10 protein-coding genes are annotated in these 13,925 nt (G+C 52.8%); 5 read left to right on the top strand and 5 right to left on the bottom strand.

The window, feature by feature from the left end; all coding sequences use genetic code 11:
* Positions 1-143 precede the first annotated feature (143 nt).
* The 4 genes from OGV85_RS04455 to mgtL all read right to left on the bottom strand — a co-directional run bounded on the left by OGV85_RS04455 (position 144) and on the right by mgtL (position 4,357).
* The gene (locus tag OGV85_RS04455) at positions 144-560 is read right to left on the bottom strand and encodes a hypothetical protein (RefSeq protein WP_048219841.1); all 417 of its coding nucleotides are present in this window, start codon (positions 558-560) and stop codon (positions 144-146) included.
* Positions 553-1,227: a hypothetical protein gene (locus OGV85_RS04450; RefSeq protein WP_231877176.1), complete on the bottom strand. Its 675-nt coding sequence runs from the start codon at positions 1,225-1,227 to the stop codon at positions 553-555. Before OGV85_RS04450 ends, OGV85_RS04455 begins: the two co-directional genes overlap by 8 nt.
* 223 nt (positions 1,228-1,450) lie before the next feature.
* Positions 1,451-4,159 carry a magnesium-translocating P-type ATPase gene (mgtA, locus tag OGV85_RS04445; protein ID WP_003025791.1) on the bottom strand — a complete coding sequence of 903 codons (2,709 nt, stop codon included), beginning with the start codon at positions 4,157-4,159 and terminating at the stop codon, positions 1,451-1,453.
* A 144-nt stretch (positions 4,160-4,303) separates the two neighbouring features.
* Positions 4,304-4,357: a mgtA regulatory leader peptide MgtL gene (gene mgtL / locus OGV85_RS24385; RefSeq protein ID WP_191229402.1), complete on the bottom strand. Its 54-nt coding sequence runs from the start codon at positions 4,355-4,357 to the stop codon at positions 4,304-4,306.
* Positions 4,358-4,548: 191 nt separating this feature from the next.
* Between mgtL and treR the strand changes: the two genes are divergently transcribed.
* From treR to nrdG, 5 genes are all read left to right on the top strand, one after another.
* Positions 4,549-5,496: a trehalose operon repressor TreR gene (treR, locus tag OGV85_RS04440; RefSeq protein WP_286553115.1), complete on the top strand. Its 948-nt coding sequence runs from the start codon at positions 4,549-4,551 to the stop codon at positions 5,494-5,496.
* Positions 5,497-5,652: 156 nt separating this feature from the next.
* A complete protein-coding gene (treB, locus tag OGV85_RS04435; protein WP_061547572.1) occupies positions 5,653-7,071 on the top strand; it encodes a PTS trehalose transporter subunit IIBC in 1,419 nt (472 codons plus the stop codon).
* Between the two features lie 49 nt (positions 7,072-7,120).
* Positions 7,121-8,773, top strand: a complete 1,653-nt coding sequence (gene treC / locus OGV85_RS04430) for an alpha,alpha-phosphotrehalase (protein WP_061547573.1) — start codon at positions 7,121-7,123, stop codon at positions 8,771-8,773.
* A gap of 408 nt (positions 8,774-9,181) precedes the next feature.
* The gene (gene nrdD / locus OGV85_RS04425) at positions 9,182-11,320 is read left to right on the top strand and encodes an anaerobic ribonucleoside-triphosphate reductase (RefSeq protein ID WP_003844922.1); all 2,139 of its coding nucleotides are present in this window, start codon (positions 9,182-9,184) and stop codon (positions 11,318-11,320) included.
* Between the two features lie 184 nt (positions 11,321-11,504).
* Entirely contained in the window at positions 11,505-11,969 is a 465-nt protein-coding gene (gene nrdG, locus OGV85_RS04420) for an anaerobic ribonucleoside-triphosphate reductase-activating protein (RefSeq protein ID WP_003839580.1), read from the top strand.
* Positions 11,970-12,002: 33 nt separating this feature from the next.
* Here the strand turns inward: nrdG and OGV85_RS04415 are convergent, their stop codons facing one another.
* A complete protein-coding gene (locus OGV85_RS04415; protein WP_003839574.1) occupies positions 12,003-13,916 on the bottom strand; it encodes a BglG family transcription antiterminator in 1,914 nt (637 codons plus the stop codon).
* Between the last annotated feature and the right edge of the window lie 9 nt (positions 13,917-13,925).

Here is a 13,925-nt window from a genome sequence, read left to right as displayed (position 1 = left end):
TAAAGTATATATCACGCCATTATAAATTTTGAAGCTAACAAGCTTATTATAACGACCGACTGAATCGATTAAAAAAATGCAAATCAACAAAATACCAATTAACATGATAATTTTTATTCTGCATCGTTGTAAAGCAAACTTCATCAGTTCGGCCCCCATGAAAAGAGATAACCGGATGAACCAATAATAGCTTTATTTCCTGCCTGACACTCAATCGCTCCCCACTTCTCACTGGCCAAACGCAGCTCATGCTCATGACCGATTATGTTGTAAATATACCTGTAAGGCTGAAAGGAGTTATCAATTGGAGTATTTACTTCTCTTAATATAATGTTTCCAGCCGATTTTTCCAGGTAAACATATAAGCCATGCCACGAGATATTTTCCGCATAATGGATACTGGTATCATCATTACGGCACCATTGCACAACCAGAAGTTGATAGCTTTCACGTATGGGAGCCCAACAAGCCAAAACAACATAAATCATATAGAGAAAAGCGCAGAATGTAGCAACACTGAGAATTCTTCCCAGAAACAAAGAGCATCGATGCTCAGTCATGCCATTTCACCTCTGATTCAATGGTACCAAAAATATTGTACTCTCTGGCAAGGCATTCCTGATGAAATCTGCCCATGAAATCATCACTAACCGGAATAACACTACCTAAACGAACCTCAGAATTTGCGACAGTAACATTCCAGTTATACCTGTCAAAAAACTTAAACTGAAATGTCAAATCATAACTACATAATCTACTACCATTGCTCATCGTATTTTTATACTTATCTTCAGTAATTAATACCTGTCCTTTGCCCCAATATTGATATCCACCAATAGCATAAAAAAGATCTGGATCGCTGGAAATAAAATCATCTGTACTAACAGACTCAGAAGTAAAAAAATGCTGCCCTGGTGATAAATTTCGACAAAATACTTTCGCCTCATTCAACTCACTTACATAATTATCTCTTAACTGATTTGATTTGCTCATCAGGTCGAATAAATTAATATGTACATCTTCACCAGTGTTTTGCAGATAATGTAATAAATGGTCCCGAGCAACGGGATAACGATATTTTAAATAAAAGCTACCCTCGACCAATTGCTCTAAGTAACATTTATAGTGATATAATTGTTCAGAAAAGTGACCAGCACCACACCATTCACCACTCCCAGCATCTATAATAGATTCAGGATCTTCTTTTCCCAATATATAATTTGACATAATCATTCCCTGTAAATAATTAACATACTCTGATGTTAACATTTACAATGTACCCTCTTCTGTTGAAGGGCATTAGCAATTCCATAATTCAGAATAAATTTAGAAGAATTGAACAGGCAAAACCAAAACCTGTTGCTGACCACCTCCATAGGAGATGGTTTTTATGCAGATCCAGAAATGCCGAATGGCTTCGTGAACGCCATCCGGCAGAGAAATAAAAAGATTACTGCCAGCCGTAGCGGCGGCTATAAAAACCTTTCACAAGCTGGGTTAATGTCATGTAACCCGCCAGAATCGCAATCAGCCACGGGAAGTAGCTCAGCGGCAGCGCCTGCAATTGCAGATAGCTGGCCAGCGGCGAGAACGGTAATGCAATGCCCACCACCATTACCACCAGCGTCATCAGCATCAGCGGCCATGCGGCGCGGCTTTGGATGAACGGCACGCGACGGGTACGGATCATATGCACAATCAGCGTTTGCGACAGCAGGCCCACCACGAACCAGCCAGACTGGAACAATGTCTGATGTTCAGGCGTATTGGCATGGAAGACGAACCACATCAGGCAGAAAGTCAGAATGTCAAAGATCGAGCTGATCGGTCCAAAGAAGATCATAAAGCGGCCCAACTCGGCGGGATTCCAGCGCTGCGGCTTTTTGATCTGCTCTTCATCAACGTTATCAAACGGAATCGCCACCTGGGATACATCGTACAGCAGGTTCTGAATCAGTAAGTGCAACGGCAACATCGGCAGGAACGGTAAGAAGGCGCTCGCCACCAGCACGCTAAACACATTACCGAAGTTAGAACTGGCCGTCATTTTGATGTACTTCAGCATGTTAGAGAAGGTACGGCGTCCTTCGATTACCCCTTCTTCCAGCACCATCAGGCTCTTTTCCAGCAGGATGATATCAGCCGCTTCACGTGCAATATCAACCGCGCCGTCAACGGAGATACCAATGTCCGCCGCGCGCAGCGCCGGAGCGTCGTTAATGCCATCCCCCATAAAGCCGACCACATGACCTTCGCGCTTGAGCAGTGTGACAATACGCTCCTTGTGCATTGGTGTCAGGCGGGCAAACAGCGTGGTGCGCTGAGCAAGCGTTGCCAGCTCGTCGTCACTTAACCCCTCAATGCTACTACCGATAACCACATCGCCCGCATCCAGCCCCACTTCATGACACACTTTCGCCGCCACCAGCTCGCTATCGCCCGTCAGAATTTTCACCGTAATACCGCTGGCTTTCAGCGCCTTAAGCGCCGGTGCGGTGGTCTCTTTCGGCGGATCGAGGAACGCGATATAGCCTTCGAGGATCAGATCGGATTCGTCAATACGCTGGTAATCACCTTCACGCGCTGGCAGGTATTTCGTCGCCACCGCCACCACGCGCAGCCCCTGGCGGTTCAGCGTGTCCGTGACGCGTTTCACCCGACGCAGCATGTTGTCATCTAACGGGACTATCTCGCCGTTGTGACGCACCTGGGTACACACGCTGAGGATCTCCTGCAGCGCGCCTTTACAGACCAACTGGTGCACATCGGTTTCTTCTGCCACCACCACCGACATGCGGCGACGTTCGAAATCAAACGGGATCTCATCGATTTTTTGCCAGCGGGTAGAGAGCCGACGGGCGGATTCTTCGTCCACGCCTTCCAGCACTGCCGTATCCAACAGATTCTTCAGCCCGGTCTGGTAGTGGCTGTTCAGCCACGCAGAATGCAGGACGTGTTCGCTGGGCTTTCCAGATATATCAGTATGATTCTCCAGCACTATTTTATCTTGTGTCAGAGTGCCGGTTTTATCGGTGCACAGAATATCCATCGCGCCAAAGTTCTGGATAGCGTCGAGGTGTTTAACGATAACCTTTTGTTTTGACAGCTTCACCGCCCCACGCGCCAGCGTCGAGGTGACGATCATCGGCAGCATTTCTGGAGTCAGTCCCACCGCCACAGACAGGGCAAACAGCGCCGCTTCCCACCAGTCACCTTTGGTGTAGCCATTGATGATAAGCACGATGGGTGCCATCACCAGCATAAAGCGGATCAGCAGCATGCTGACGCGGCTGATCCCTTTCTGGAAGGCATTCTGCTCGCTTTCCTGCTCGCTGACGCGGCCCGCCAGTTGCCCGAACCAGGTATTGGCCCCGGTCGCAATCACGATGGCCTGCGCCGTGCCGCTCACCACATTGGTGCCCATAAAGCACAGGGTATCGCATTCCAGCGGGTTGCTTTGCTGCGGGTCGCGGCTGGTTGCAACTTTCTCTACCGGCAGCGATTCACCGGTCAGCGAAGCCTGAGCCACAAACAGGTCACGAGCCTGTACCACGCGCAGATCGGCCGGGATCATATCCCCTGCCGCCAGTTTGATAATATCGCCAGGAACCAACTGATCGATTGGCAGTTCAATCCAACCGTTCTCGCCTTTCTCGTTGATAACGCGCAGCACCGTGGCGGTGTTGCTGACCATCGCTTTCAACGCATCCGCCGCTTTGGTGGAACGCGCCTCCTGCACAAAATTCAGCAGCGTCGAGATGGCGACCATCAGCGCGATGACGCCAGCAGCGAACAGATCCTCGGTGGCATAGGAAATCGCACCAAGGATAGTCAGCAGAATATTAAACGGGTTGCGGTAGCAGACCCACAGATGCACCCACCAGGGCGACGGCTTCTGCGCCGGCAACTGGTTTTCGCCATGGATTTCGCGAGCGTTCTCGACTTCTGCGGCGTTCAACCCTTCTGGGTGCGCGCCGAACGTTTTCCACAGCGCGGCTTCGTCCATCAGCGCCATTTTCAGGCAATGTTCGCTCAGCGAGGGTGGGATCGGCGTGCTGGCAACGGTTTGCGCATTGGGTAGCGGATCGCGATGCACCAGACGATGCGGTAGATGGCGGTTTAGCCGGGCAAATAGCTGGCGAGTAATATTTTTGAACATAGGCAGTCCCCCTGCACCAGTATAAACAGGCGCAGTAAATCCTTCAGGCGTGGCAAAGCCTTGCCTGATGGCAATCTCAAAATCGTAACAGGGACGTCAGAACGTCACTGTCTTACGCATCCGGTAAGACAGTGAAAGACAGGCTTACCGGAAAGGGTTGTTTCTCCGTCTCGGGAGAGGGGTGGGATCGGGATCCATATAGCCTCCGGTAAGTGAAAGATTTGCGCTGCGGATTATACGCAGAAAACCATAAGGTTTGTGGCAATTATGGCGGTATGATACAGCACGGAAACTAAACCAAATGTATACCAGACTTTGCCCATTGCACTGCGCTTGAGTAAAGTTATTCTCTATTTGGCATAACTTCACACGCAACATGGGAAAACAGGATGCAAAATCGGCTGACCATTAAAGACATCGCCCGCTTAAGCGGTGTGGGAAAATCAACCGTTTCCCGTGTGCTCAACAATGAAAGCGGCGTGAGTGAACGCACCCGCGAGCGCGTTGAAGCGGTGATGAATCAGCACGGTTTTTCCCCTTCTCGCTCCGCACGCGCCATGCGTGGGCAAAGCGACAAGGTAGTGGCGATTATCGTCACGCGTCTGGACTCGCTTTCGGAAAATCTCGCCGTGCAGACCATGCTGCCCGCCTTTTATGAACAGGGTTACGATCCGATCATGATGGAAAGCCAGTTCTCACCCGAACTGGTTGAAGAACATCTCGGCATGCTCCGACGCCGCAACATTGACGGTGTGGTGCTGTTCGGTTTTACCGGCATTACTGAATCCATGCTCACCACCTGGCAGGATTCGCTGGTGCTGCTGGCAAGAGATGCCAAAGGCATTGCCTCGGTCTGCTATGACGATGAGGGTGCCATTCGCACCCTGATGCAGCGTTTATATGAACGCGAGCATCGCCATATTAGCTTTCTTGGCGTTCCTCATAGCGACGTGACCACCGGTAAGCGCCGCCATGAAGCTTATCTGGCATTCTGTAAGAAACACAAACTGCATCCGGTTGCCTCGCTGCCGGGTCTGGCCATGAAGCAGGGCTATGAGCAGGCCGCCAGTGTCATCACCCCGGAAACCACCGCATTAGTCTGCGCGACGGACACCCTCGCCCTTGGGGTCAGCAAATACCTGCAGGAGCAGCGAATTGAGAACCTGCAGTTGGCGAGCGTGGGCAGCACGCCGCTGATGAAATTCCTCCATCCGGAAATTATCACCGTCGACCCAGGATACGCCGAAGCCGGGCGACAAGCGGCCTCTCAGCTGATCGAGCAGATCAACGGCCGCAGCGAACCACGACAAATCGTTATTCCTTCCACCCTCTCCTGACCGCTTTCTGAGCGTTAATTTGTGATCTTCGCTGCGTTTCGGGAACGTTCCCATTTTTAAATATTCATCGACGATATACTCTGGCGCCAACAACGCGAGAGTTGCCGGATGGCGACCTAACGCGTCTTATCCGGCCTACGGGGAACACACGTCATCATGAGCAAAATAAAACAAGCAGACATCGACCGGCTGATTGAGCTGGTAGGCGGGCGCGACAATATCGCCACGGTAAGTCACTGCATTACTCGCCTGCGTTTTGTGCTGAATCAACCTGCGAACGCCAGGCCGAAAGAGATCGAACAGTTGCCGATGGTCAAAGGCTGCTTCACCAACGCCGGGCAATTTCAGGTGGTGATTGGCACCGAGGTAGGTGATTACTACAAAGCACTGCTGGCGACTACCGGACAAGCCAGCGCCGACAAAGAGCAGGCGAAAAAAGCGGCGCGGCAGAATATGAAATGGCATGAACAGCTGATTTCTCATTTTGCGGAGATCTTCTTCCCGCTGCTGCCCGCGCTGATTAGCGGCGGCTTGATCTTAGGTTTCCGTAACGTGATCGGCGATCTGCCGATGAGCAATGGCCAGACGCTGGCGCAGATGCATCCTTCGCTGAAAACCCTTTACGACTTCCTGTGGCTGATTGGCGAGGCGATCTTCTTCTATTTGCCGGTCGGGATCTGCTGGTCGGCGGTGAAGAAAATGGGCGGTACGCCGATCCTCGGTATTGTGCTGGGCGTAACCCTGGTTTCACCGCAGTTAATGAACGCTTATTTGCTCGGTCAGCAGGTACCGGAAGTGTGGAACTTCGGCCCGTTCAGCATTGAGAAAGTGGGCTACCAGGCGCAGGTCATTCCGGCATTGCTGGCTGGTCTGGCGCTCGGGTTTATTGAAACACGCATGAAGCGCATCGTGCCGGATTATCTGTATCTGGTGATCGTCCCGGTGTGCTCGCTGATCCTTGCGGTATTCCTTGCGCATGCCTTTATCGGTCCGTTTGGCCGCATGATCGGCGACGGTGTCGCGTTTGCGGTCCGTCATCTGCTGACCGGCAGTTTTGCTCCGATTGGCGCGGCCCTGTTCGGCTTCCTGTACGCCCCGCTGGTGATCACCGGTGTGCATCAGACCACACTGGCTATCGACATGCAGATGATTCAGAGCATGGGCGGCACGCCGGTATGGCCACTGATCGCACTGTCGAATATCGCTCAGGCTTCTGCGGTGGTCGGGATCATTATCTCCAGTCGCAAGCACAACGAACGTGAAATCTCCGTTCCTGCCGCGATCTCTGCTTATCTTGGAGTAACTGAACCAGCAATGTACGGGATCAACCTGAAATACCGCTTCCCGATGCTGTGCGCGATGATCGGCTCCGGTCTCGCCGGACTGCTGTGCGGCCTGAACGGTGTGCTGGCAAACGGGATTGGCGTCGGCGGTTTGCCGGGCATCCTCTCCATCCAGCCGACTTATTGGCAGGTATTTGGCATGGCGATGGTCATTGCGATTGTTATCCCAATGATACTGACCTCATTTGTTTACCAGCGTAAATACCGTCTGGGCACATTACAAATTATCTAACTTTTCTTCGGGGCGCAGTTGCGCCCCAGCGTATTTCCAGGAAACAACCATGAATATTCCCCACTGGTGGCAAAACGGCGTTATCTATCAGGTTTACCCCAAGAGTTTTCAGGACACTACCGGCAGCGGCACCGGCGATTTACGCGGCGTGACGCAGCGCCTCGACTATCTGCAAAAACTGGGAGTCGATGCCATCTGGCTGACGCCATTCTATATTTCGCCGCAGGTTGATAACGGTTACGACGTCGCAGATTACCTGTCTGTCGATCCGGCCTACGGTACGCTGGAAGATTTTGACGAACTGGTAGCGCAGGCGAAAGCGCGCGGCATCCGTATTATTCTCGATATGGTGTTTAACCACACCTCAACCCAGCACGCCTGGTTTCGTGAAGCGCTGGATAAAGACAGCCCGTATCGTCAGTTTTATCTCTGGCGCGACGGTACGCCAGACAGCCCGCCGAATAACTGGCGTTCCAAATTTGGCGGTAACGCCTGGGGCTGGCACGCCGAAAGCGAGCAGTACTATCTGCACCTCTTTGCTCCGGAGCAGGCCGATCTGAACTGGGAAAATCCGGCGGTGCGCGCCGAGCTAAAAAAAGTCTGTGAGTTCTGGGCCGATCGCGGCGTGGACGGATTACGCCTCGACGTGGTGAATCTTATCTCTAAAGATCAGGACTTCCCGCACGATCCCGACGGCGATGGGCGGCGTTTTTATACCGATGGCCCGCGCGCGCATGCGTTTTTACGCGAGATGAACCGCGACGTCTTCACGCCACGCGGCCTGATGACGGTGGGCGAGATGTCTTCCACCACACTGGAAAATTGCCAGCAGTACGCCGCGCTCGATGGCAGCGAACTGTCGATGACCTTTAACTTTCACCACCTGAAAGTGGATTACCCCAACGGTGAGAAGTGGACGTTAGCCAAACCCGATTATGTCGCGCTGAAAACCCTGTTCCGTCACTGGCAGCAAGGCATGCACAATCAGGCCTGGAACGCGCTGTTCTGGTGTAACCACGATCAGCCGCGCATCGTGTCGCGTTTTGGCGATGAAGGTAAATACCGCATTCCGTCGGCCAAAATGCTGGCGATGGTGCTGCATGGCATGCAGGGCACGCCCTATATCTACCAGGGTGAAGAGATCGGCATGACCAACCCGCACTTCAGCCAGATTACCGATTATCGCGATGTGGAAAGCCATAACATGTTTGCCGAACTGAACGGTCAGGGGCGGGATGCCGACGAACTGCTGGCGATCCTCGCCAGTAAATCCCGCGATAACAGCCGCACGCCGATGCAGTGGGATGCCAGCCAACACGCGGGCTTTACCGAGGGCGAGCCATGGATCAATCTGTGCGACAACGCGGCGGAGATCAACGTGGTTGCAGCACTGAACGATACCGACTCGGTGTTCTACACCTATCAGAAACTGATCGCATTGCGCAAAGCGGAGCCAGTTATTACCTGGGGCGACTATCAGGATCTGTTACCGGACAGCCCACATCTGTGGTGTTACCAACGCGAGTGGCAAGGGCAGCGGCTGCTGGTCATTGCTAATCTGAGCGATACCTTCCAGAACTGGCAACCAGCCCAAGCCGATGGAAACTGGCAGGTGCTGATGCACAACTATGCCGAGGTCGCCAGCCAACCTGGGGACATGACACTGCGTCCTTTCGAAGCCGTCTGGTGGGTACAAAAATAGCTTGCAATTATGCTCAAGCCCGATACGCATAGCGCTACCGGGCGTTGCTACATGCGCTTAGCTTAGCCTCCTGTTTTTGTTGAATAATTAATCAGAATTTTCTGCCCACAATTTACAATCGCTGTACTGCCCGTCATCTGTACGCTCCGATTTTTACTTTGCGCTACATCAAATAAATCGTAAACATCCTTGATGCAAATCACTACATATAGAACTTAAAATGCACGCCGACCCAATATGTTGTATTAATCGACTACAATTGCTACAACTACAGTGCACCGCTTTACGGTGAAATTGTGGATAAAGTGGGTCAGGATTGCGGGAAGTCATTGGCAATAGAGATGAATAAAGCCATGGCCGCTTCCCCAACCTCTGTGGATAACCTGTTCTTATAAATATGGAGTGATCATGACACCGCATGTGATGAAACGAGATGGCTGTAAAGTGCCGTTTAAATCAGAGCGCATCAAAGAAGCCATTCTGCGTGCAGCTAAAGCAGCGGGAGTCGATGACGCAGATTACTGTGCCACCGTCGCAGAAGTCGTTAGTAGCCAGATGAATGAGCGCAGCCAGGTCGATATCAACGAGATCCAGACAGCGGTAGAAAACCAGCTGATGTCTGGTCCGTACAAACAACTCGCCCGTGCGTACATCGAATATCGCCACGACCGTGATATCCAGCGTGAAAAGCGTGGCCGTCTGAACCAGGAAATTCGTGGTCTGGTTGAGCAAACCAACTCTGCTCTGCTGAACGAAAACGCCAACAAAGACAGCAAAGTGATCCCGACCCAGCGTGACCTGCTGGCCGGTATCGTCGCCAAACACTATGCGCGTCAGCACCTGCTGCCGCGTGATGTCGTCCAGGCGCACGAGCGTGGTGATATTCACTATCACGATCTCGACTACTCTCCGTTCTTCCCAATGTTTAACTGCATGCTGATCGACCTGAAAGGCATGCTGACGCAGGGCTTTAAGATGGGTAACGCGGAGATTGAGCCGCCAAAATCCATCTCCACCGCGACGGCCGTCACCGCGCAAATTATCGCGCAGGTTGCCAGCCATATTTATGGCGGTACCACCATTAACCGTATTGACGAAGTTCTCGCACCATTCGTGACCGAGAGCTTTAACAAGCATCGCAAAACCGCTGAAGAGTGGCAGATCCCGGATGCCGACGGCTATGCGCATTCCCGTACCGAGAAAGAGTGCTACGACGCATTCCAGTCCCTCGAGTATGAAGTGAATACCCTGCATACCGCTAACGGTCAGACGCCGTTCGTCACCTTCGGTTTTGGCCTGGGAACCAGTTGGGAATCGCGTTTGATCCAGCAGTCCATTCTGCGTAACCGCATTGCGGGTCTCGGTAAAAATCGTAAAACTGCCGTGTTCCCGAAACTGGTGTTCGCCATTCGCGACGGCCTGAACCACAAGTTTGGCGATCCGAACTACGACATCAAACAGCTGGCGTTGGAGTGCGCGAGCAAGCGTATGTATCCGGACATCCTGAACTACGATCAGGTAGTGAAAGTGACCGGTTCGTTCAAAACGCCGATGGGCTGTCGCAGCTTCCTCGGCGTGTGGGAAAACGAGAACGGCGAACAGATTCACGACGGGCGTAACAACCTCGGCGTTATCAGCCTCAACCTGCCGCGTATCGCGCTGGAAGCCCACGGCGATGAAGCCACCTTCTGGAAACTGCTCGACGATCGACTGGTGCTGGCACGTAAAGCGCTGATGACCCGCATTGCGCGTCTGGAAGGCGTGAAAGCCCGCGTGGCGCCAATCCTGTATATGGAAGGTGCCTGCGGCGTGCGTCTGAAAGCGGACGATGACGTGTCAGAAATATTTAAAAATGGCCGCGCGTCTATCTCGCTGGGTTACATCGGCATTCACGAAACCATTAACGCGCTGTTTGGTGACAAACATCTGTACGACAGCGAGCAGCTTCGCGCCAAAGCTATCGCCATTGTCGAACGCCTGCGTCAGGCAGTCGATCAGTGGAAAGACGAGACCGGCTACGGCTTCAGCCTGTACAGCACGCCAAGCGAAAACCTGTGCGATCGTTTCTGCCGTCTGGATACCGCCGAGTTTGGTGTGGTGCCAGGCGTGACCGATAAAGGTTACTACACCAACAGCTTCCACCTCGACGTGGAGAAAAAGGTTAACCCGTACGACAAGATCGATTTCGAAGCGCCATACCCGCCGCTGGCGAGTGGAGGCTTCATTTGCTACGGCGAATACCCGAATATTCAACACAACCTGAAAGCACTGGAAGACGTCTGGGATTACAGCTATCAGCACGTGCCGTATTACGGGACCAACACGCCAATTGATGAATGCTACGAGTGCGGCTTTACCGGTGAGTTCGAGTGCACCAGCAAAGGCTTTACCTGCCCGAAATGTGGTAACCACGACGCCGCGCGCGTGTCGGTCACCCGCCGCGTCTGCGGTTATTTAGGCAGCCCGGACGCCCGTCCGTTTAACGCCGGTAAGCAGGAAGAAGTGAAGCGCCGCGTTAAGCATTTGGGTAATGGGCAGATAGGTTAATTTCGACAGTATTATTGCCCGGCAATGCGATGCTTTTCGGGCCATTTTTTCCGCAACGCAATTCACGTCATAGCAAGGCAGCAAATGAGTGGGTCCCGGGGAGCTTACATAAGTAAGTGACTCGGGCGCACGAATGCAGCTAACGCAGCTATGGCGCGAATTGATAAGCGGATGAGAAGCGAAAATGAACTTTCACCAATACTATCCCGTCGACATCGTTAACGGCCCCGGCACCCGCTGCACGCTGTTTGTGTCCGGGTGCGTGCATGAATGTCCCGGTTGCTATAACAAAAGCACCTGGCGGCTCAATTCCGGCGAGCCATTTACCAAAGAGATGGAAGACAAGATCATTGCCGATCTGAACGATACGCGAATCAAGCGTCAGGGGATCTCGCTCTCCGGTGGCGATCCGCTACATCCGCAAAACGTGCCGGAAATCCTGCAACTAGTGCAGCGCGTTCGCGCTGAGTGCCCCGGCAAAGATATCTGGGTGTGGACCGGCTACAAGCTCGATGAACTCAACGCCGCGCAAATGCAGGTGGTCGATCTCATCAACGTACTGGTCGATGGCAAATACGTGCAGGATCTTAAAGACCCGGCGCTAATCTGGCGCGGCAGCAGCAACCAGGTTGTGCATCATTTGCGTTGATCTCCAGGCGGTTAATATTCTGTTTTCTGCCTCTCAAAAACGACTGACACACTCCATGGCGACCGTTTTGAACTCGGTGAAATTCCGGCATGCGCAGAGCCGCGTCATAGCGCGTTCACGCAGGAAGGTGACGAAAATATCGTAGATCGCCATCGCTTCTTCGTACTCGCTTTTACTGATGGCGAGCAAGAAGATCACGTGCGCGGTTTCATCGCCCCAGGCAATGCCCTGCGGGGCGAGGATAGTGTAAACCACCGTTTTCTTGGCCAGCAGACCGAGGGCGTGCGGCAAGGCAATGCTGTCACCCAGCATGGTGCTGACGATGGCCTCACGCTCAACCACTGAATCAAGGAACTCTGCGTCGACAAAACCTTCATCCTGCAACTGACGGCATAAGGTTTTGAACAACGTTTGTTGATCCATTGGCTCGTCAATTACACGAAAATGGGCGGCATCGAAGAATTTGTTCAACATCCACGGGCGGGTTCTATCCACCAGCACCAGTTTGCCAATTTGCTCGAGTTGATAATCGGTCGGAAACGGCGCAATCATCGCTACGGGCTTATCTTTTTCACCGATCCGCGCGGTAGAGATAACAAAATCTTCGCTAATGCTTTCCCGCTGTTCGTAGTCACGCAGCGTCACGGTATCGACGATCTCTATCTGCGGATACTTACGCGCCAGCACCGCTTCAATCATCCGCGCCATCGCATTTCCGGCATCGCATACCAGCAGAACCTTCGGCTGTCTCTGGTAACCGATGTTGTAACTACGCTCCAGCCCGACGCCAATATGCAGCACGAGGAAGCCGATCTCATTTTCACTGATGGTGTACGGCGTATATTTTCCCCATCCCGAGACGGCGGCCAGCGTCATGTCCCACGCCATGGGATAGTGCTGTTTAATATTTTCCAGCAGCGGATTGGGGATCATTATCTGGTAACGCACGCGGGTGATCATCGTCTTAATATGCGTCAGCAGGTCAGCATGTAACTGTTTGTCATTCAACAGGTTGTAGTTGTACTGGGTGTTGATAAAACGCAGGATGTAATTGACCAACGCTTCGTCATCATCCGCATTGATAGCACTGGGCGCGATCTCTTGTACCTGGCGGGCAGCAATATGCACCTGTAGCCAGTTTTCTTCGGAAACGGAAAGCGGTTTGTCTGCCAGGCGGTGCAATACCGCCGCGATTTCCCGCGTGGCCAGGCACACCGATTGATCGGCCTCTTCTGCGGCAAAATCCGGGAGTGGATACCCTTCGCTAATCCGCCGTACCGCCACCGCGCAGTACAAGCGTAAAAACAGCTCGCCCTCATCGGTCAGACGAATATGAAAACGAGCGAAAATATCCTGTAAAACGGGCTGTAGCTGCTCGGGGATCCCGGCATTAAGCGCCTCCTGCATCACTAATGGGTGCTGCGGATCCTGCTGTGCCAGCGTCCACAGCAGATCGGTCAAACAGGCGCGAATCGCCATTTCGCTGCCGAACAGTTTCATGCCGTGACGGGGACGCGTTTCCAGCGTCAGATGATAACGTTGCAGATGCTCGCGCACCTCAGCCATATCGTTTTGCAGCGTCGCGCGGCTGATAAACCATTCATCAGCCAAATCTTCCAGCTTTAGCGAGAAAGCCGACGTCAGAAAACGCACCACCAGCCAGTGTATCCGTTCCTGGCTGGTTCGAGGGATGCGTAGCAACGCGTTGGGCTGCTGCGTTTGCAGGGTGTTATAACTTGCCGGGTCGTCAATTTTGAGCTGATAACCGTTACCCCGGCTGAGGACAAACTGTGCGCCGTACTGGGTGAGCAGCGCGTTTAGCGCGGTGATATCCGCCCGTACGGTGCGTGTGGAAACCGACAACCGCTGCGCCAGCTCGTCCTGTGGAAGCGCTTCGTTTTGCAACATGTCAAACAGCTGTGCTAAACGTTGGTTGGGGAATCGCACGTCAGTTTC

This window comes from Citrobacter sp. Cf132, from assembly GCF_030333885.1.
Classification (GTDB): domain Bacteria; phylum Pseudomonadota; class Gammaproteobacteria; order Enterobacterales; family Enterobacteriaceae; genus Citrobacter; species Citrobacter freundii.
Note: the sequence above shows the minus strand (reverse complement) of the source record. Positions and strands in the feature narration are given on the sequence as shown.